Here is a 21,411-nt window from a genome sequence, read left to right as displayed (position 1 = left end):
AAAATTTATTTGGTATTACTCCTTATGCTCTCTATAATCACCGTTGCCAATATCAACCCTCCTCCAATAAAAGTGTGTATACTTGGTGTTTCTTTTAATAAGAAAAAGGCTAGTATAATTCCAAAAATAGGTTGAACACTACTAATAATACTTGCTGTTGATGCTGAAAAAAACTGTAATGAGTGTACCATTAAACTGTGACCAATAGCTGTTGTTAATAATGCTAATAACACCAAATAAGGCCATTGAGTTTCAAAACCAGAAACATCCATAAAAAACAATACAGGAAATAAACATAAAGTTATTATTAATGTTTGATAAAACATGAGCATAACCCCATTGTATTGAAGTACATACTGTTTTAAAATTAATAATCTTATGGAGTAACACAAAGCAGATAATAATCCAAATAACACACCTTGAGCATTTGAGTTTTCGAGGTTAAAATCTGGTGATAAAATGTACAACCCTGCCAAAACTAACATCCCTAAAACAAAATAAATAGGATTAAATTTTATTTTAAAAAACAACGGTTCTAAAAATGCAATCATTACAGGAAAAGTATATAAAGACAACATTCCTATGGCAACATTGGATAATTTTAAAGCATAAAAATAAGTAACCCAATGTGCAGCCATGAAAATGCCACCAATAATAAATGGCCCATAATGTTTGGGTGATTTTATACTAAAATCTATGTTCTTATATTTACAAAATACAAATAAAAACACCATCGCGAAAGATGAGCGAAACCATATAATTACTTCTGAAGGCATCGCAATATACCTTCCTAAAACACCTGAAGTACTTATAAAAAATGTAGCTAATAGTAATCCTAAAATATTTTTAATATGATTATTTTGCATCGGTACGTTGTTTTCGCTTATTAAATAAGTTCAGTGCAATATATAAAATAGCAGGAATACCAATCTAAATAAGTATGATATAAATAACTTTTACTCCCTATTTACTATAAAATTATCAGCTACAATTGGAAAATCTGTATTGGTAGCCCTAAAAAAGTATCGCATAGTATCAAAAGTAGAAAATAAAGCTACTCCCAGCCCATCGTTAGTTAAAGCATCTAATACTAAAAAAACATAAAACGAACTTTTTTCTATTTTTAATAGAAAAAGTTTAAAAAAGCCAAAATCCAGAGACTAGCATCCCTAAGCTATCCTACATAAACTCCTAGTCTTGTCCAATAGCATGTATCTAATTAAACTGGGTCTATTGCTTTTTTATTAACAAGTAGGCTAATTTTCTTCAAAATAGTCGAGGTCTATCTTTTTGAGTACGATGGTTTCGTCTTCTTGAACGCCTAGATTAAATTCTATGGCTAAGTCTGCTAACTTTTTTCCGTCGATTAACACAATTTTCTGTTGTTTGCTGTCTTCGGCGGTTTTTATGGCGTTTTCTGAAAAGCGCGAAGTGGTTAAAAATACGCCTTTACTTATGCCTTGCAAAGCAAGCGAACCTATAAAGTTTCTGATTTCTGGAGAGCCTACCTTAACATCGCTGTAGCGTTTGGCTTGGATGTACACACTTTCTAGTCCTAAACGGTCTTGGTAAATAATGCCATCTATGCCATTATCTCCCGACTGCCCGGTAACCATGCCTGCGTCTTCTCTGAACTCTCCATAGCCCATTTTTTGGAGGAGTTGCACCACAAAACGCTCAAAAAAATCGTAGGTGTTTTCCTTTAATTTATCGATGAGTTCTGAGGCCAATTGTTTTTGTAAGTCACTGACCGTGGCTTTTAAAATAACATCGGGTGTTTCTGTAGTTTCTTTATGTAATGCTGCCGTAACAGCGTTGGGTTCTTGGTTAAACGTTGCTGCCCATTCTTGGTATTTGGGCATTTTTTTTAAAACTTTTATATTTAATTCAGTTGGATTGCTGGCTAAAAATTCCTTTCCAAAATCGGTGATTTGATATACACCTCTACTTGGGTAGACGATAAGTCCTGCATTTTTTAAATAACTCCGTGTCCAACCTACTCGGTTTCGAAACAATCCTTGTTGTCCGCTAGGTACTTTTATTTTGAGTTGCTCGGGACTTAATCGAAAGTGTTTGGTAAGCAATTGCACTACTTCTTGTAAGCTTTTGGTTTGTCCGTTTTCTAATAGTTGCAACATGGGTAGCATGATGCTTTGAAAATCGGGTATGGTTTCTTTTAATTGTGTCGTTTGCATTTTTTGTGTTTTTCTAATCGTTTAGAGTTTCCATTATCTCTTTAAAACCAGACAAACCAGCTTCTATATTTTCTATGATTTCCCCTGCCAAAACATCAGGGTCAGGTAAATTATCTAAATCGGTTAAGCTTTTATCTTTTATCCAAAAAACATCTAAACTTGTTTTATCCCTGTCAACAATATCCTCATAGGTATATTTTCGCCAACGTCCTTCTGGGTTCTCTTCGCTCCATGTTTCTTTACGTTTATAAATATTTTCAGGGTGATAACATGTAACAAAATCAGCCAAATCGGCCTCAGTCATTGATTTTTTCTTTAGCGTATGGTGCACGTTGGTACGATAATCATAAAACCAAATATGTTTGGTTTGCTGTTCTTTGCTACCAGGTTTATTGTTAAAGAATAATACATTAGCTTTTACTCCTTGCGCATAAAAAATACCTGTAGGCAGTCTTAAAACCGTATGTAACTCGGTAGTTTTAAGTAACTGTTTTCTTATTTCTTCCCCTGCACCACCTTCAAACAACACATTATCGGGTAATACCACTGCTGCTTCTCCTGTGGCTTTTAACTGGGTTTTGATATGCTGTAAAAAGTTTAGCTGCTTGTTCGAAGTAGTTTCCCAAAAATCCTGACGGTTATAGCTTAAGTCCTCTTTTTTCGTTTCTCCTTCTTCGTTCGTAATGGTCATGCTACTTTTTTTACCAAATGGCGGATTTGCCAATATATAGTCAAAACGTTTTCCATCATCGCTAATTAAAGAATCATTGGAACTAATGGTAGATTCGCCGTCTATTTCACCAATATTGTGCAAATACATGTTCATTAAACACATACGGCGGGTATTAGCTACTATTTCATTACCATAAAAGGTTTGGTTCTTTAAGAAGGCTTTTTGCTCTCGGTTTAAATCGTGTTTTTCCACAATATAATCATAAGCTGCCAAAAAGAAACCTCCTGTACCACAAGAAGGGTCTGCAATGGTTTTTTCTGGTTTGGGTTGTACGCAAGCTACCATGGTTTTTATTAAAGCTCTTGGGGTAAAGTATTGCCCCGCACCACTTTTGGTATCTTCCGCATTTTTTTGCAGTAAGCCTTCGTATATTTTCCCTTTAATATCAGCTCCCATTAAATTCCAATCTTCACGGTTTATCATGTCGATAACCCTAGAGAGCTTGGCAGGGTCTTGGATTTTATTCTGACTTTTGGTAAATATTTGCCCCAAAATTCCTTTTTCACTAGCCAAAGTACGCAGTAGCTGACTGTAAAAGGATTCTAATTCGGCACCACGTTTATCGGCAAGGTTTTCCCAATTACAAACCTCAGCATCTTTGATTTCTTTACCTTCTATATCTTTTAGCTTCGGAAAATGTAAGCCTTTGTTATAGGGTGGTTTGTTTAATTCGTCTGCCATTTTTAAAAATAGCAGGTAGGTAATTTGTTCTAAATAGTCGCCATAGCTTACGCCATCATCACGTAATACGCCTGCTAGGTTCCAAATTTTTGATATGATTGTTGCGTCTGTCATTTTTTTTATTGTCTAATTTGTTTTAGTTTTTCAATAAGGGCTTCTATTTTTTCATTTGGGTTAACAGAATTCTTAATTTCTAATACATCACTAATTATTGAATCGTTTTCGTACATAGAAATTCTTTCTCTTTGTTCTGCCAGCCCAACCCTGTCTAACTTACATTTATCTATTGTAAATGCACCTTTATTTGTTAAAGCATGATAAGAACTATTTGCAAGAAACTCAATATGGTCAAAATAATTATCATAATGACCATGTATTATATTGAACGTTGTGCCGTCAATTGGGTAAGTATTCTCCGGAGGGCAAACATTCATTACTTCTTTCTTACTTTTACTAAAATTGCATTTATGACAAGATACAACCAAGTTAAGTGTCTCAAAAATAAAATCAAGTCTTCTGTTTTTATCAATTATATGCTCTATCTCTACATTATCTGTTCCTTCATTAATAGGGAGTCGACAGTAACTACAAGTTTTATTTTGAATACTAAAATAATGTGCTCTTATTCGGTCTCGGATCGGTTTATACTCTTTTTTACTCCAATCTTTAGCCACCTTAACAGGATATTCTTGCAATATATCAAGATCTTCTTGTGATAAAACATACTTTCTATTTATTATCCAAGCTTCTCTTTCAATTAATAATCTAGTCATTTGTAAACTCTTTTTCAATATTTTTAATAAGAGATTTTAACGGATCATTATCTTTTAAGGTTGTCTTCATATAACTTAACTTCTCAACTTCATTTGAAATTTGTTCCTTATCCATATCTTTTTTTGAAATTTCCTTCAATAGATTTCCTATTTCTTCGGCTACATAAAAATTTCTTGTGGAGCTAACCTCAAATATATTATACAATACATCTTCGGCCGACCATCCGTAAGTATTTGTATTTATATCCATTGTTTGTATTTGATTTCCCTCTTTTTTCAAACCAATAATTTTAGCTGAATCTCCCTGTAAATCAGAAATAAGAAAGTGTGAATGTGTCGCAATTATGATATGGCAGGTACTATATTTTTTTTCCGAAAATAATTGTCGGATAAACTCAAGATATCTCATTTGCCAATTTGGATGCAAACTAATTTCAGGCTCGTCAATAAATATTAAACTGTTCGTTTTAACTGTGGCCATTAAGCCTACCATGGTAGAAAAGAAATGAAATTCTCCAGAACTTGTTTCCTGTACCCCTAATTCTTGTTCCGCTTTTATCAATTTAATATCTGGTGTGCTTACAAAACCCAATTTTCGTAGTTCGTCCATTAAAACATACTCTTCCTTTAAAAAAGAATGATCTTTGTCATCATCAATACGATACTGAATGTAGCGAGATGAAGAACCTTTGACTGCTTTTGAAAGCCTTTTGTTAGTAAAGAGATAATTCATAAAATCAACAATTTTTTCAATCTGACCTGATTGTTTTTTAATTGATTTATAATGATTTAGTTTAAAAGGAGGCTGTTTACCAGAAATCTTATATTGTTGGTCTATTTCCATAAAAAAAGAATCTAATAGACTAGACGTAGTAACTCCTTTAAAAAACTTAGGTGTATATGCGGTTTTATATTGCACTAAAATACCTCCATCATAACCCAAAAATTTAGACAAATTACCAATACCTTCTTTAAAGACATCCGAATTAATTTGTTCCACAATAAATGCAACGGTTCTTCGAACGTAGCCTCTCGTACTTGCCTGTTGAGGCCTGTTTCTAACTCCTAAGTACTTGTAAATCGGAAAACTTTCCTTTTCCTTATCGTTTCTGGGGACAATAAACCTATCTGTTAACATCAAAGAAATCGCAATGATATTAGACGGTAACAATGCTTCAAACGCATTTACATCAACGGGGCTATATGTATTCTTTAATTTATCCCACATCAATAGGTGGGCTAAAGGATAGCCATTGGGCAACTTTCCGAAATTTACTATTTTTAGGTATAAATTATCACTTAAATTACCAAAACGATGTAATGTATTATTATTGTAAAATTCTAGTCTAAAAAAAAATGGAGGTCTAAATCCTTTATTATGAAACTGGTATATACCTCTAAATAATTCCATCAAACAACGAAACAACTGGCTTTTACCTGTACCATTTGGACCTATTAACACACTGAAATAAATGGACTCAGATATGTCATTTTCATCTAAAAAATTAAAAGTATTGTTTCCTAAAACTGGATGCCCTTTAATTACAAGAGATTTCAATTTGAATCCGCTATGTATCACACTTTCGCTTTCCATTGAATTTTTATTTTTTTGAAACTTCAAAATTAATTGGGGTTAAATCAAATTTTGAGAGGTCTGTTCCTTGAATGATGTAATAATTTGCTGTTTTTCGATGATAATTGTAATTATAAAGACGATAAATGCGATAATTAGATTTATTTGCTTCGCAAAAAGCCTTTTCATTAGCAGAAATGTAAAAGGGTTCATCTTTACCGCCTTTGGTTGTTTTAACCTCAATGTATAGCTCGTTTTTGTGTTTATCAAAGCTTAAAATATCATATCCTTCACCATCTAATTTTTTTTCAACTTTTTCCATTTCTTCATAAAAGCCAAGTTTTTTTAACTTTTGTTTTTCCGTGCCTATTACAAGTTCTTCACCTAATAATCCTAATTTACTTGATGTTAATTGTTTTTTGCTCCAATCGATTTTTTTTCCTTTGAAACTTCCCTTTTCTTTTGCATAAGATTTGGTTTTTTCTGGTATATCGCTTTCTATTAAAGTAGCGATTTGCTCTGGAACGATGCCTGTTTTAGTTAACAACTCCAATTCGTCGTATAGCGAGGCATATTTGTATAAATAATTTTGTGTACGCTGTATTAAACCCTCCCAACTATAATTTTCAATATCATCAAACTTAATTTCCATGCCGTAATAGTCGGCTTCCTTTAAATAGCGATCAAACGAATCTATAGTTTCTTTAGACAGCGCTTTTGTTTTTCCGCCTGAATGATTTGAGCGTTGGCAATTCAAATCTAAATAGAGATTTCCATCTCTGTTAATACCTAATACAAAATATACTTTTTCACTATCACCTTCTCTATAAATCCGTATCCATAAATAGGTTTTAAAAGTGCCAGACCATTGCCAGTGATTGTCTAGTTTCGCATAAAAATTTTCAATTACAGTATTTTCAGCTAAGAAATTTAGCTTTTTTACATTGGGTGCAATTAGCTGACTATAACGAACATCTTCATCATTTGCCTTTCTGTATTTTTTACCAGCAACTTTCTTATAATGCTCTATTTCATGCTTTTTTAAGAAGTTAATGTTTTGAGGGTAAAACTTAATATCAAAGCCCATACTTTTTACATAGTTGCGGTAATGTTCTGTTGATTTAAAGTTTAAATTCTCGTTTGTATTGTTTGCTAATTTATATGCGTTGTTCAATAGGTGCTTAAATGGATATTCTTTTTTTTCTACAACCACCCAATATTTATTATTAAGAGAATTTTTATCAATTCCTACATGATCAATTTCTTTGGCGGCACTAAGAATATGTTCTTTTGTAGTAGTATCTAGTTTCATCGTTTGGTTTTTTCTTTTATTGTTGGTTATATTTTATCCCATGGCTTGTATTAAATTATATTTTGCAAAGCAGAGGACTATTTTATAATTCATAATTAGTTCTCGATACTATTTTACTCCGTTCCTCTTCGTAAAATCACTCGAACTGACATTGATTACCGTCATTGCGAGGTACGAAGTAATCTTTGTATTGATAAAGAAATGACCTTATTTCTCTCCATTTCATTCGTAATGACGCTTCAATAAAGTGCATGCTTACTTGGCTGCTTGTTTTTTGGGTTTCTTTTTTAGGGTTGTTTTTTTGGCAGCTTCTTTTACTGCTTTTTCTGCCTTAATTTTTTCCAACAACACGCTGGCAGGCTCATAGTTGGGGTCTGCTTTACAGGCTGCTATTTCTTGGGCTGTTAACAAAGTACCCTTAAAGGCTTTTTTTAAAATGCTTTGCCGTAAAGCCTTGGCTTTTTGTAAACTGGTGGTAATGCTTTCTTCCAATTTATCACATACCGATAAACGGCTTTCTATTTCTTTTACGATTTGGTGTTGTTCTTCTAGAAGTGGAAAAGCAACTGGTGCTTGCCTTATTGTAGCCATTGATAGAGAAGGTTGAGCGACAGCTTTAACAGCTGACATCATTAAACTTTTACCCAATGCAGATTGAAAAAAAAGTTCTAAATATTTAGAATTTAAATCAAAATAAGGTCTTGCCATCCCTATATTTGGACCTAAAAAATAACGCTGATTGTGAGGGATCATTGCAACATTTCCTGTTCCAGCTCCTACAAATACAACTAACAACTCACCTCCAAAAATTTGTGAACGAGTTAGCATTTTAACACTTTCTGATTTTACTTTTGAAAAAATAGTTTTCCTAAAACCACTAGTTCCAACATTTTCTGCTTTTAAAACAGATAAATCTCCTTTTTTATCATATTTAACATAATCCGTGTACTCAAAACCTGCTAACTTAGTTACAAAGCATAGTAAGCCAAATTGAGTCCAAATCCAATTTTTGGGAATTTCCCATTTTTTCTCATTATGATTTTTATTTGGTTCGTCAGGAATCGTCAAAGGTCTTGGTTTGGCAGGCTTCTTACCTTCTTTCCCTTTTTCTTCCCAAGTCTTTACCTCCTTTTTCCAATCGGCAACTTGCTTTTCGTAATGTTTTTCTCGTTCCTCTTGTATTTGTGCTAGTAATTCATCAGCGGTAGGTAAATCTGTTTGTTTCGACCTCCATTCTTTGGTTAACTCCCCTTCAAACGCTTTTTTAAGCACAGCTTGGCGGTATATTTTTAATTGTTCTTGGGCTTTGGTTAAACTTCCCACACTATGGTCTAAACTGCTCAATAAGCCTTCTATTTTTTTTACAATGGCTTGTTGTTCAATTAGAGGAGGTAATGGTAATGGGATAGCTTGTATTGTTCTTGAAGATAAATGTTTTACAGTTACAGCTGATGTTTCACTGTGAATTGCATCCAAATACGGTTGTAAACATAAAAAAAGAAAGTTTTCGTTATAATTTTTTGTATTAAACAAAACCCTACAAACACGCTGATTTAAAAGTCCTTTTTTTCCTGGCCATTTAGAAACTTTAAAATCGCCATCCATCCCTATGAGAATATCTCCACGATTAACAATGAATTCATCCTTATACTCTCCGCTATATAAATTTTCAGTTTTATCTGAAAAAATATCCCTAATTCTAATTAAAGGAAGTCCTTCAGTATGATTAAAAAGTTTAGAAGAAAAAGCATATCCATTTTGAATTTTAGCAATATACTGAAGTTCAATACGCCTCCATTTTTTATTTATATTTAATAAAGGATGTGTTTGCTTATCAATTATTTGTTGCGGAGTAAGTCCTAAAGCCATTATGCAGCCAGTATGTTATTTAGTTCGTTCATAATTTCGTTCATTTGGTTGCCAAAAAGTTGGTGCATTTTACCACGCCCGCCTTGCGCATCAAAAGGGGTATAATCTAAATCATCCGCTTCTATATGGTAACTGTTTTTAATATGCTCTTTAATTAGGCGTAACCAGTCTACCTGCTCAGGCGTAAAACGGTTATGTTGCCCTGCATTTTGTTGAAACATCCAGGTTTTAAAATTATCGTCTACCACCTTGTCATAGGCTTGTAATTGGGTGTCTATTCCGCATACTCTGCGTAGTAAGGACACCAAAATGGTTAACTCCTTTAAGGGTTGTTCTCCTTTTACCTCTTCCAACTGTGCATAGGCATCCCAAACGTGCTGTGGCGCTAGCAGAGGCTTATCTGCTTTTAGCTTGTCCAACACTTCTTTTAGCATGGCAAAAGTAACGTTTCTGCGGTTATGGGGTTGGTTATAGTAAATATTTAAGGCCGTTATTTCGTCTTTATGGGTTTCTACATAGCTTTTAAAGTCACTAACTATCTCATTGGCATTGCTTATGGAGGTAGTGTCCCATTCGCTCTTGGTTACCGTATCAATGTTAATATGGTCAATAATTTGTTCGTTTTGCTTACGCACTTCTTCTATATACGTACAAAACTCTCCTGTAAAATTACTTGCCGCTTTGGTTAACAACTCTTGCTGCACTTGCTGTCGGGTTTGGGTATATAGAGCAGGGGTGTGGTCTTCCCTTGGAATTTTTGTAATGATTCCTTCTGTAGCGTCGTCTAAAATATCAAGGTCATAAGCGTCTAATAACTCTTTAGCTATTAACGGAATGGTTTTACCCGTAAGACTTACAATTTTTTCCTTTTCCGCAGTACTAATTTGTTTATCCAAACGTAAGAGTCGGTTGGCGAGTGATAAAAACAAATCTTCCTCGGTTACGCCCATTTTAACGGCATCTAAAAGCGCTTTAAAACCGATGCTTGGTTTTCTTTCTAAAGAACGACTAGTAGTTTTTTTAGATTTGGTAGCACCCACGGCATCTACAATAATGAAGTGAGTTTTGCTTTTTGCTGCTTTGGTAACCATTTGTAAGCTATCGCTATCAATGGTGCGTGTACCACGCCCTTTCATTTGCTCAAAATAGTTTTTACTTTTTACATCACGCATAAAAAGCAGTACTTCTAAGGCTTTTACATCAGTACCCGTAGCCACCATATCTACGGTTACGGCAATTCGTGGTTCGTAACTGTTTCTAAAACGGTTTAATACGGATTTTGGATCTTCTTTACTTTTATACGTAAGTTTTTTACAAAAATCGTCCCCCTCATTAAACTCATCACGAATAATTTTGATAATATCATCGGCATGGCTATCGGTTTTGGCAAATACCAAGGTTTTGGGTACTTCATAGACCCCTTCTTTATCGAAACGTTTTGGGAATAACTTGGTTGGTAATACCTTTTTATATTCTTTAATAATTTTTCTAATTTGGCTTGGATTAACTACCTTTTTATCTAAATCGTTTCTTTTGTAATTGGTGTCTTCATCCTCCTGTTGCCATCGTTTTTTACGAGTTAGCTTATCGCGTCTGTCTACAAACCATCCCGATTGTATCACTCCTCCTTTCTTAGAAATATCGGTTTCAATAATATATACTTGGTAATCTACATTTACCCCATCAATTACCGACTCTTCTAGGGTATAATCACTTACCACATTTTCTTCAAAAAAACCAAAGGTTCGGTTATCGGGTGTGGCGGTTAAACCAATTAAAAAAGCATCAAAATAATCGAGCACTTGCTTCCAGAGATTATAAATAGAACGGTGGCACTCGTCAATAATCACAAAATCAAAGCTTTCTATGGGTACATTAGATGTATAGGCTACGGGAACTGCTTCTTTTTTCTTGAGTTGTTTTTTCATCCAAGTATTGCTTTCCGTAGGTGCAATTTCATCCGCTTCGTCTAATTCTTCGCCTTTTAATATGGAGTACAATCGTTGTATGGTAGAAATACATACATGACTGTTGGGTGCTATGTAATTAGAGTTTAACCGTTGTACATTGTATAATTCGGTAAACTTTCGGTTGTCGTCCGTAGGTTGGTAGCTTAAAAACTCTTGCTCTGCCTGTTCTCCTAAGTTTTTAGTATCGACCAAAAATAAAATACGTTTGGCTTTGGCATACTTTAATAAACGATAGCTAAAGGTAGCAGCGGTAAAGGTTTTACCCGCACCTGTTGCCATTTGTATGAGCGCTTTTTGCTTGTTGTTTTTAAAGGAGGTTTCTAAATTACGTATGGCCTTTACCTGTGCCTTTCGCAAGCCATCGGGTGGTAATTCGGGTAATTCTTGTAACCATTGGCGTAAAGAGCTACCTTGTTTTAAGGAATACGCAAGGGTTTCTGGTTTATGAAAGCTAAAGATACGTCTACCCTTAGGTTTTGGATCTCTAATATCTCTAAATCTGGTAATAGTACCCGTACTTTCGTAAACGAATGGTTTTTCATTAGTCAAAAGAAAAGAACCTATTTTAATACCTTCCTTGGCATATCGCATGGATTGGTCTTCTACTGCGGTTAAACGGTGCCCTTCTTCTTCTTTTTTGGCTTCTATTACACCTACAGGGTTTCTATTTATATACAATACGTAGTCTGCCGAACCCGAAACGGTATTGGTTTCTCGTAAGGCAATACCCATACTAGCGGATAAATTGATGTTTTCTTTGGATTGTACTAACCAACCAGCTTCGTGTAACATTGCATCGATAACATCCCGTGCTTTCTGCTCGGGAGTTTGGTTTATAGTGGAATGTGCCATTTCTTTCTTCTTATTCGTTTTCTGAACTACCTTTTCGGTGTAGCAAGGCACAAATTAGAGGTTTTTTGGTTAATATTCAAATGATTCTGTATAAGCAGAATGGTAATAATGATGAAACTAACAAAATTCTAAAATTACAAAAACAAGGTGTCCAGTATAGAGAAAACTGTTTGTAATACGAAAATAGGAGAGTAACGAAAATGAGATTGCTCCTTGGTACTTGTTTGGGGTGGGAACTGAAAATATAGGGCAGTGGGAGATGATAATGAGATTTCTCTCTAGCGTTCGAAATGACATGGTGCGTTGGAATGACAGGGCGGGAGTGATCGAAAATGCAGGGGTGTGGCCGAAAATGAGATTGCTCCTTGGTGCTTGTTTGGGGTGGGAGCTGAAAATATAAGGCAGTGGGAGATGATAATGAGATTTCTCCTTGCAGTCGAAATGACGTGGGGAGTTCAGTCGAAATGACGTGGGTGGAGCAGTCGAAAGGACGTGGTGCGTTGAAAGGGGTAATAGGTCAAAAACCAAAAAAACCTTCCGATAATTGGAAGGTTTTTTGGTTTAATTATATTTTGTGTAAGGTTTCCATGGCCTTATGGACGGTATCAATTTTTATGAAAGTAATTAGTAAACGTAGGCCGTTTTTGGTTTCTTTTTCTTTCATTACGCAGCTTTTCGAGTTCTTTTGTACGTATTGTAGCATTTTGGTAAAGGTCTCGGTTTGGTAAAAATCGCTTTGCTGATTGGAAACAAAATAACCAATCATTCGCTTTTGTTTCAAAATTATTTTTTCTAAACCTAAAGACTTGGCCAACCATTTTATACGAACGCTATCTAATAAATCAGCAACTTGCGTTGGGTACTCGCCAAAGCGGTCGATGATTTCACTCTCAAAAACCTGTAATTCATCTTCGTTGGTCACTTCAGAAAGTTTGTTATATAATACCAAGCGCTCACTTACGGAATTTACATAATCGTCTGGGAATAAAATTTCAAAGTCGGTATCAATTTGTACTTCTTTTACATATTCCTTTTCGCCGGATTCCTCAGTAGGATATAACTCTTTGAACTCATTTTCTTTTAGTTCTTCTATAGCTTCATGTAATATTTTTTGATAAGCATCAAAACCAATGTCATTAATAAATCCGCTTTGCTCACCTCCTAACAAATCCCCAGCACCACGGATTTCCAAATCTTTCATGGCAATATTTAATCCACTACCTAAATCAGAAAATAACTCCAATGCCTGAATTCGCTTTCGTGCATCGTCTGTCATGTGGTGGTATGGCGGCGTAATGAAATAACAAAAAGCCTTTTTATTAGAACGTCCTACACGTCCGCGCATTTGGTGTAAATCGGAGAGTCCGAAATTATTCGCATTGTTTATAAATATTGTGTTTGCGTTTGGAACATCTAATCCACTTTCAATAATAGTGGTAGAAACCAATACATCAAACTCGTTATTCATAAAACCTAACATGAGTTCTTCTAATTTTTTACCTTCCATTTGTCCATGACCAATACCAATTTTAGCATCAGGTACTAGACGCTGTAATAAACCAGCTACTTCTTTAATATTTTCAATACGATTATGAATAAAAAATACTTGACCTCCTCTAGAAACCTCATAAGAAATAGCATCACGAATCGTTTCTTCAGTAAAGCGAATTACATTTGTTTCAATAGGATGGCGATTTGGTGGTGGTGTTTTAATTACTGATAAGTCACGAGCAGCCATTAAACTAAATTGTAATGTACGTGGTATAGGTGTTGCTGTTAAGGTTAAAGTATCAACATTTTCTTTAATTGTTTTCAATTTATCTTTAGCAGAAACTCCAAATTTTTGTTCTTCATCAATTACCAACAATCCTAAGTCTTTAAATTTAATACTCTTATTTGTTAATTGATGCGTTCCAATAACAATATCTACACTTCCTTCTGCAATTCCTTCTAAAACTCCTTTTCGTTGTTTTGCGGTCCTAAACCTATTTAAATAATCAATGGTAACAGGAAAGTCTTTTAATCGCTTAGAAAACGTTTTAAAGTGCTGAAAAGCTAAAATAGTAGTTGGTACTAACACTGCAACTTGCTTTCCATTATCTACCGCCTTAAACGCTGCTCGTATTGCTATTTCTGTTTTTCCAAATCCAACATCACCACAAACCAATCGATCCATGGGTTGTTCTTTTTCCATATCAGCTTTTACATCTTGGGTTGATGTAAACTGATCTGGTGTATCTTCATATAAAAAACTTGCTTCTAATTCGTGTTGCATATGAGTATCAGGACCAAATGCGAATCCTTTTTCTAACTTTCTCTTAGCATACAATTTAATTAAGTTAAAGGCAATTTCTTTAACTCGTTTTTTCGTTTTTTGTTTAACTTTTTTCCATGCACCAGATCCTAATTTATATATTTTAGGTGCTTTTCCATCTTTTCCATTGAATTTAGATATTTTATGCAACGAATGAATACTTACATATAAAATATCACGATCTCCATATATTAACTTTATGGCTTCTTGCTTTTTACCTTCTACATCAATTTTCTGCAATCCTCCAAATTTTCCAACTCCATGATCAATATGTGTTACATAATCACCAACCTCTAGTTTTGTTAATTCTTGAAGAGTAATTGATTGCTTTTTTGCGTACCCGTTTTTTAATCGAAATTTATAATAACGTTCAAAAATTTGATGATCCGTATAACAAACAATCTTTTCATCTTGATCTATAAATCCTTGATATAATGGAAATACAATGGTTTCATAATGTACTTCTTGTTCAGAATCATCAAAAATATCTTTAAATCGTTGTGCTTGTTTATCGTTCGCACAAAAAATATAATTAGTAAATCCTTTCTTATGATTTTCGTTTAAGTTGTCAATTAATACATTGAATTGTTTATTAAACGAAGGCTGAGGCTTTATATGAAAAAGAACGTCTTTAACGAGGTTTTCTTTTTTTAACTCCGAACGAAATGAGATTTCCGCTATTGTGAAACTTTCTAACTGCTTTTTAATTTCAGTACCATCACTAAATAAAGCTGAAGGCTCAGAATGATTTATTTCTTTTGATAATTCACTAAATGCAATTTCAGCTTTCTGAAAAAATTTATCTAATTGAGCACCTATTAACTCTATATTTCTAGCAAATATTCTTGTTTTTGAAGAAATATATTTTAAAAAACTCTCCCTACTTTCTTGCAAGCCTTTGTTTTCTACATTAGGCATAATACTAACCTTACCTAACTTATCTTTAGAAAGTTGAGTTTCTACATCAAAAGACCGAATACTATCAACTTCATCACCAAAAAACTCAATACGGTAAGGTTCATCATTAGAAAAAGAAAACACATCAATAATTCCTCCACGTACTGAAAACTCTCCAGGCTCAGTAACAAAATCTACCCGATTAAAATTATATTCAAATAGTACTTCGTTAACAAAATCTAAAGATACTTGTTCACCAACGGTTAACTTTAAAGTATTTTTTTCCAGTTCTTTTTTAGTAACCACCTTTTCAAATAATGCTGTTGGATACGTAACTATAATTGCTGGTTTTTTACGTGAATTAATTCTATTCAACACCTCTGACCGTAGCAATACATTAGCATTGTCTGTTTCTTCTATTTGATAGGGTCTTCTGTAAGAACCAGGATAAAACAACACATTTTTTTCTCCCAATAGTTGTTCTAAATCATTGAGATAATAAGCAGCTTCTTCCTTATCATTAAATATTAACAAGTAAGGTTTATCAGCTTGTTTAAAGGTTTCTGAAATAGTAAAAGACAACGAAGAACCGACCAAATTCGTTATTTGAAAATGGTTTTGTTCTTGTTGAAGCTGGTTTACAATCTGTTTTACTTTACCAGATTGTTGGTAATGATTGACAATAGTTTGCTTACTCAACGTAAAAAATTTTACACAAAAATAAGATTATTATTTTTTGTAACCTCTTTGAAATTATTTTGATTTCCTATTAAAAACACCTCTTTTTAGTTTCGTAAATAATTGCTATTTGAACCACCTGTGTTTATATCATTGGTTTTAATAAAATAATCTTTAATAAAGTTAGTTTTTTTAAGTTTATCTATTCATTGATTAACAAATAACGCTGATAATTACAATTAAAAATTTTTCATGATATTTATATTTTGAAGTGAACTAAAAGTGCTACAATATATAAATGTGAAAAAAGTGTAAAAGAAGTGTTAACAGTTGTAAAATATCAGATAATTGTATGTTATTTACCAAAATTATGAGCAAAAAAAAGATTTATATATACTATAGTTTGGCAATTATTCTATCATTAGGATCATTCTTTTCTTATTTTAATTCAGATGAAAATGATTTTTCTGAAAGAGTAAAGGTATCATTACGTTCAGTAGGTAATCAATTATTACTTTCAACTAATGATAGTACTTCTTTAGTATTACCTATTCGTGAAATAAGTTCTTATAAATACCAGTTATCTTTTCAAAACAATCTTTCTTTTGAACCTTCAGATTTAACAACAATCATTAAAAATAGTTTCGATAAATCTTCGCTTCCTAGTTTTTATAGAATAGCTGTTTTTCGTTGCTCTGATAGTGAGGTTGCTTATAGTTATGAAATAAAAAATGATAACGCAAAAGATATTATACCATGCAAAGGCAGAGTATTACCTAATACTTGTTACACTGTTGATGTTAAATTTACCAATAAAACGCAAAAATTTTTAAAGAAATACACATTTCTATTAGCTTTTCTACTGCTAGGTATTATTGTTTTTTTTGACTTTCTGTTTTCAAACAATAAACATACTCACTCATTAAGTTGTTCTAAAAATGCAATTACTATTGGTAGTTTTTCCTTTTATCCTGATCAACATAAATTAATTCGTAAAACTATTGAGATTAACCTTTCTAAAAAAGAATGTGAATTGCTTGCAATTTTTGCTGATAGCCCTAATCAAATTATTAAACGTGATGAGCTTTCAAAAAAAGTATGGGAAGACAATGGTGTTTTTGTTGGAAGAAGTTTAGATACCTATATCTCTAAATTGCGTAAAAAATTAAAAGAAGACTCTTCAATTAAAATTACCAATATTCATGGTATAGGATATAGTTTGGAAATTAAGGAATAGAAAGTATTATTTTTTTACTTATCCCCTATTCCTTCTACTTTTTTAATCCTTTTAATAAATTATCTCTTGTATATTCAAAAAACAGGTTTTAATACCGTTTTCTTAATTAATTATCCTGACAATGACCAAAGGGTATACTTTCTTTAAAACATCCTTGAAAAGCAGTTTTAAAAAAGCCTTTTTTATTAGTCATTCTTATGCTATTAAACATATTGTATAAAAAAAAATGATAGTAAGTTTTAAAGAGAAATTTTGTAGAAACTTACATTTTATTGTTAGTGACTTTTTTTAAAATTGAGCTTCTAAAAATACAAGATTGTTTATTTTTACATTAATTTAAAAATCAAAAAAAATTATGTCTATATCAGATTTATATGCAAGTGGAAAACACAAACAAGAAATCGGTCATTTTGCAAGTGTTGTTAAAATAGCAAAGATTGATACTGTTATTTCGGAAGGAGAACAAAAATTATTAGATAGAGTTGCTGTGAAATTAAATATTAGTGATGAGGAATATGCTAAAATTTTAAAAAGTCCAGAAAATTTTCCTGTGAATCCTCCAGTGAGTTATGACGAACGTATTGAACGTTTATATCAATTAACAAAAATGATTTTTGCTGACGAAAGTGTTGACAGAGATGAAGTAATTATTATGCGAAAAATTGCTGTTGCTTTACAATTTCCTACTGATAATGTAGAAAAAGTTTGTGATGAAGCCATACACTTAATATTAAATAATAATGACCTTGATACATTTACTGAAGCTATAAAAAAAGTAAATTTAATTTGATTATATACTAAAATTACATAAGTTTAGTTTTTAATATAAATCCCCCCTTATGAAATCAACTTTTTTATTAGTACTATTTTGTTGTTCTTTAACAACTTCAATTTTTTCGCAACACTTAAATGAATCCTGGCAAATTGGAGTGGGTTTTGGTGTTGCAAAGTTTAATGAAAGTGATGCTAGCTACATTGGTGATCAATATATTTTTCAAACACCAAGGTTGAATTTAACAATGCCTATTGGCGAGCGATTATCACTTGATGGTGCCATTTCATTTAATACGATCAATGATATTGGTATTATGGAAAATTCTGCTAGTTATTTTTCGTTAGACACTTCTTTACGTTTCAACTTTAGTCCAATCCTAACCAATTTTAGTCCTTACGTTTTTGTGGGCGGAAGCATTGTTGACTCTGAACGTAAAATGACCCCAACCCTTAATATTGGTGCTGGAGGTATTTATTGGGTTTCTGATAGGATAGGAATTAATCCACAGGTATATTACAAGCATTCTTTAGAAAATTATGAAAGCATGCGTTCTCATATACAAGGTGCTTTAAGTGTCATTATTAAATTAGACTGGATTAACCTTTTTGAAGGCGGTAACCACGCCGCTAGATCATCTGGAGCATGTAACTAACAATTACACAAAAAAATAAAAAGAGCGGCTTAAAACCGCTCTTTTTTGTTTATAAATTACTTACAGCATTCTGCAAACGCTGAATGGTATTTTCTTTACCAATCATCTCAATAATATCAAATAAGTGTGGTCCTTTTAATGCGCCAACTAAACTTAAACGTAAAGGTTGCATTACTTTACCAAAACCTACTTCTTTTGCAGTTATCCATTCTTTAACTATTTTTTCAATATTTTCAGAAGTAAAATCTTCAATAGTAGAAATTACAGTAATTAACTCTTCCATTAATATAGGAGTTCCTTCCTTCCATTGCTTTTTGGTTGCTTTTGCGTCATATTCAATTGGATTGATAAAGAAAAAACTTGATAACTCCCAAAAATCAGCTACAAACGTTGCTCTTTCTTTTATTAACGAAACTACTTTTTCTATATAATTTCTGTCTTTTTCAATTCCCTTTTCACTTAAAATTGATAAAAACAGTGCTGTTAATTCTGTATTTGATTTTTGTTGCATGTATTGCTGGTTAAACCAATTAGTTTTCTCAGGACTAAATTTTGCTCCAGACTTGCTTACTCTACTTAAATCAAAATTTTCTACTAATTCTTGTAGTGAAAACAATTCTTGTTCAGTACCAGGATTCCACCCTAAAAAGGCTAACATATTTATAAATGCATCTGAAAAATATCCGTCTTCTTTATAACCACGTGAAACATCTCCTGATAGCTCATTTGTATATTCTAAAGGAAAAACAGGAAATCCTAATTTATCACCATCTCGTTTGCTCAATTTTCCTTTTCCTACAGGTTTTAAAATAAGGGGTAAATGTGCAAATTTCGGTGCTTCCCAACCAAAAGCCTTATACAAAAGAATATGCAAAGGCATTGATGGCAACCATTCTTCACCACGAATTACGTGAGAAATTTGCATTAAATGGTCATCAACAATATTTGCTAAATGATATGTTGGCATTCCATCTGATTTATAAAGTACTTTATCATCTAAAGTATTCGTATCAATTTTTATAGTTCCACGAATTTCATCTTGCATAATTAGAGCATCATCTTGTGGAGTTTTAAAACGCACTACGTACTTTTCACCAGCTTCTAACTTAGCAGCTACTTCTTCTTTAGATAAAGCTAACGAACTTTGAAGTTTTTCACGATTATGCCAGTTATAAATAAAAGTTTTTCCTGCTTCTTCATGCTTTTTTCGGTGTGCATCCAATTCTTCAGCAGTATCAAATGCATAATAAGCCCAACCACTTTCAATTAATTTATCGGCATATTGTTTATATAATTCTTTTCTTTCTGACTGACGATATGGTCCAAATTGCTCATTTTTACCAGGGCCTTCATCAAAAGGAATATTACACCATTCCAATGAATCTATGATATATTTTTCTGCATTAGCAACATAACGAGTTTGGTCGGTATCTTCAATACGTAAAACAAAAGTTCCGTTATGTTTTTTAGCAAATAAATAATTAAATAAAGCGGTTCTTACACCACCTATATGTAATGGTCCTGTAGGACTTGGAGCAAATCGTACTCTTACGTTATCAGTCATTTTTTGTACTTTTAATATGTGTGTACCTATTTTAAAAGCGCAAAGATACTTATACCTATCAAAGTTTAAAATTATACATAACAAAAATGCTCATCAAATAAGTTGACAAGCATTTTTTATAGATTATACTAAATATAGTATTTTAAAATTTATAATATACTCCAAAATTTAAAGCTGCTTTTTTGGCTACATTTCTTCCTCCAAAAGCACCACCAAAACTAGCGTTTGCTCCAAAACTTTGATTAATTTCACCTATTAACTTTACACCAAAAGCAGCATAACTTTGATCATTTACATATAAACCTGTAAGATTATTAGTAACTGGCAAAGCAATATCTCCATTTTTTAAAGACATTACACCATCTAAAAATCCTGCAACCCAAAGCCAATCGATAGCTTTATAACCTAGCTCTCCTCCTAATTTATATGCACTACTATAGTCGTTTGTTCTAATATCAAAACCAGTAAATGCTTGAACGTACCAAGAATTAAAACCTCTTCCAACTAAAAATAATGGAGTAACTGTCCATGCATCATAACCAGTTCTTAATCCAGATGCTTCATTAAAACTACCAGTACTTGCTTCAACTCCTAATTGACCAGATAAAATCCATTTTTTATTATAAAAATTATGCTTAACCCCAAGTTGAACATTTCCTATTGATGTTTTAGATTCTTTAGTTGTAAGAGGAATTGGCAATGAAATTTGACCAGTAATATCTCCTGACTGAACCATTTTTATAGGAATATTTGCAAATAATGTGGTTTTATCAGAAATACCATATTCACCATATAATTGTAATGTATTATCAGTAATTTTTCTTTCGGTACTATAATCAGGATTACCAAAAAGCTTATCATAATTTGAGATAGTTGTGAATGAAAGCTGAACATATCCTTCATTTTTCTTTTTTGTCCACGGACTTTGAGCAAACATTGAAGTTGCAAATAATACGGTTACTAAAACGCCTAGTTTTTTCATGTTTATGTTTTTATTTAAAATTAATAACACTTCTTTAATTAATTTCTAATGAACTTAAGATTGGTAATGCTATTTAAAATTCTATATAACTCAAAAGTTAATAAATATAAGATGTAGTGGTTTACTTTTGGTTTTACTTACAAAAACACTTTATTTTTTTTATTATAAAAGTAGTATTTTTATAAGTTATAAAAATGAATAAAAGAGAAAGGTTTAAATTAAAAATGCTTGTGTACAAGTAAAGATTTAATATTTCAGGAATAAATAGGTTTGAATATGAAAATTTGTATACACATAGATTTCATGATAAACCATATAGTTGTTTTTTATATTAAAGTAAAAAACACAAAAGAT

General features: G+C 32.5%; 14 protein-coding genes. 3 read left to right on the top strand and 11 right to left on the bottom strand.

From position 1 onward, the window contains the following. Positions 1-5: 5 nt before the first annotated feature. From ACMFBB_RS11735 to mfd, 9 genes are all read right to left on the bottom strand, one after another. A complete protein-coding gene (locus tag ACMFBB_RS11735) occupies positions 6-866 on the bottom strand; it encodes a DMT family transporter (protein WP_435260967.1) in 861 nt (286 codons plus the stop codon). A 390-nt stretch (positions 867-1,256) separates the two neighbouring features. Further along, a complete protein-coding gene (locus tag ACMFBB_RS11730) occupies positions 1,257-2,195 on the bottom strand; it encodes a restriction endonuclease (protein ID WP_435260966.1) in 939 nt (312 codons plus the stop codon). Between the two features lie 13 nt (positions 2,196-2,208). Then, the gene (locus ACMFBB_RS11725) at positions 2,209-3,723 is read right to left on the bottom strand and encodes an N-6 DNA methylase (protein ID WP_435260965.1); all 1,515 of its coding nucleotides are present in this window, start codon (positions 3,721-3,723) and stop codon (positions 2,209-2,211) included. A 5-nt stretch (positions 3,724-3,728) separates the two neighbouring features. Beyond that, positions 3,729-4,382 (bottom strand): HNH endonuclease, encoded by a 654-nt coding sequence (locus tag ACMFBB_RS11720; RefSeq protein WP_435260964.1) that lies wholly within the window; start codon positions 4,380-4,382, stop codon positions 3,729-3,731. After that, entirely contained in the window at positions 4,375-5,976 is a 1,602-nt protein-coding gene (locus ACMFBB_RS11715) for an AAA family ATPase (protein ID WP_435260963.1), read from the bottom strand. The genes ACMFBB_RS11720 and ACMFBB_RS11715 overlap by 8 nt, the downstream gene beginning before the upstream one ends. 7 nt (positions 5,977-5,983) lie before the next feature. Then, positions 5,984-7,267, bottom strand: a complete 1,284-nt coding sequence (locus ACMFBB_RS11710) for a DUF3883 domain-containing protein (RefSeq protein WP_435260962.1) — start codon at positions 7,265-7,267, stop codon at positions 5,984-5,986. A gap of 255 nt (positions 7,268-7,522) precedes the next feature. Beyond that, complete coding sequence (locus tag ACMFBB_RS11705) at positions 7,523-9,136, bottom strand: restriction endonuclease subunit S (protein WP_435260961.1); 1,614 nt, start codon at positions 9,134-9,136, stop codon at positions 7,523-7,525. Continuing rightward, positions 9,136-11,958 (bottom strand): DEAD/DEAH box helicase family protein, encoded by a 2,823-nt coding sequence (locus tag ACMFBB_RS11700; protein ID WP_435260960.1) that lies wholly within the window; start codon positions 11,956-11,958, stop codon positions 9,136-9,138. The genes ACMFBB_RS11705 and ACMFBB_RS11700 overlap by 1 nt, the downstream gene beginning before the upstream one ends. 565 nt (positions 11,959-12,523) lie before the next feature. After that, entirely contained in the window at positions 12,524-15,868 is a 3,345-nt protein-coding gene (gene mfd, locus ACMFBB_RS11695) for a transcription-repair coupling factor (protein ID WP_435260959.1), read from the bottom strand. 349 nt (positions 15,869-16,217) lie between these two features. Between mfd and ACMFBB_RS11690 the strand changes: the two genes are divergently transcribed. The 3 genes from ACMFBB_RS11690 (at position 16,218) to ACMFBB_RS11680 (ending at position 18,511) form a co-directional block, all read left to right on the top strand. Beyond that, positions 16,218-17,084, top strand: coding sequence for a winged helix-turn-helix domain-containing protein (locus ACMFBB_RS11690; RefSeq protein ID WP_435260958.1), 867 nt, complete (start codon positions 16,218-16,220; stop codon positions 17,082-17,084). 355 nt (positions 17,085-17,439) lie between these two features. After that, entirely contained in the window at positions 17,440-17,874 is a 435-nt protein-coding gene (locus ACMFBB_RS11685; protein ID WP_435260957.1) for a TerB family tellurite resistance protein, read from the top strand. A gap of 49 nt (positions 17,875-17,923) precedes the next feature. Next, entirely contained in the window at positions 17,924-18,511 is a 588-nt protein-coding gene (locus ACMFBB_RS11680) for a hypothetical protein (protein ID WP_435260956.1), read from the top strand. Between the two features lie 49 nt (positions 18,512-18,560). Here the strand turns inward: ACMFBB_RS11680 and gltX are convergent, their stop codons facing one another. Together gltX and ACMFBB_RS11670 are read right to left on the bottom strand one after the other, a co-directional pair. Next, the gene (gltX, locus tag ACMFBB_RS11675) at positions 18,561-20,075 is read right to left on the bottom strand and encodes a glutamate--tRNA ligase (RefSeq protein ID WP_435260955.1); all 1,515 of its coding nucleotides are present in this window, start codon (positions 20,073-20,075) and stop codon (positions 18,561-18,563) included. 142 nt (positions 20,076-20,217) lie between these two features. Further along, positions 20,218-21,057 (bottom strand): hypothetical protein, encoded by an 840-nt coding sequence (locus ACMFBB_RS11670; protein ID WP_435260954.1) that lies wholly within the window; start codon positions 21,055-21,057, stop codon positions 20,218-20,220. Positions 21,058-21,411 lie beyond the last annotated feature (354 nt).

It is taken from the genome of Tenacibaculum sp. nBUS_03, assembly GCF_051201695.1.
Lineage (GTDB): Bacteria > Bacteroidota > Bacteroidia > Flavobacteriales > Flavobacteriaceae > Polaribacter.
Note: the sequence above shows the minus strand (reverse complement) of the source record. Positions and strands in the feature narration are given on the sequence as shown.

Coding starts and splice junctions, on each gene's coding strand:
- ACMFBB_RS11735 (WP_435260967.1), bottom strand. CDS start 866: ATGCAAAATAATCATATTAAAAATATTTTAGGATTACTATTAGCTACA.
- ACMFBB_RS11730 (WP_435260966.1), bottom strand. CDS start 2,195: ATGCAAACGACACAATTAAAAGAAACCATACCCGATTTTCAAAGCATC.
- ACMFBB_RS11725 (WP_435260965.1), bottom strand. CDS start 3,723: ATGACAGACGCAACAATCATATCAAAAATTTGGAACCTAGCAGGCGTA.
- ACMFBB_RS11720 (WP_435260964.1), bottom strand. CDS start 4,382: ATGACTAGATTATTAATTGAAAGAGAAGCTTGGATAATAAATAGAAAG.
- ACMFBB_RS11715 (WP_435260963.1), bottom strand. CDS start 5,976: ATGGAAAGCGAAAGTGTGATACATAGCGGATTCAAATTGAAATCTCTT.
- ACMFBB_RS11710 (WP_435260962.1), bottom strand. CDS start 7,267: ATGAAACTAGATACTACTACAAAAGAACATATTCTTAGTGCCGCCAAA.
- ACMFBB_RS11705 (WP_435260961.1), bottom strand. CDS start 9,136: ATGGCTTTAGGACTTACTCCGCAACAAATAATTGATAAGCAAACACAT.
- ACMFBB_RS11700 (WP_435260960.1), bottom strand. CDS start 11,958: ATGGCACATTCCACTATAAACCAAACTCCCGAGCAGAAAGCACGGGAT.
- ACMFBB_RS11690 (WP_435260958.1), top strand. CDS start 16,218: ATGAGCAAAAAAAAGATTTATATATACTATAGTTTGGCAATTATTCTA.
- ACMFBB_RS11685 (WP_435260957.1), top strand. CDS start 17,440: ATGTCTATATCAGATTTATATGCAAGTGGAAAACACAAACAAGAAATC.
- ACMFBB_RS11680 (WP_435260956.1), top strand. CDS start 17,924: ATGAAATCAACTTTTTTATTAGTACTATTTTGTTGTTCTTTAACAACT.
- gltX (WP_435260955.1), bottom strand. CDS start 20,075: ATGACTGATAACGTAAGAGTACGATTTGCTCCAAGTCCTACAGGACCA.
- ACMFBB_RS11670 (WP_435260954.1), bottom strand. CDS start 21,057: ATGAAAAAACTAGGCGTTTTAGTAACCGTATTATTTGCAACTTCAATG.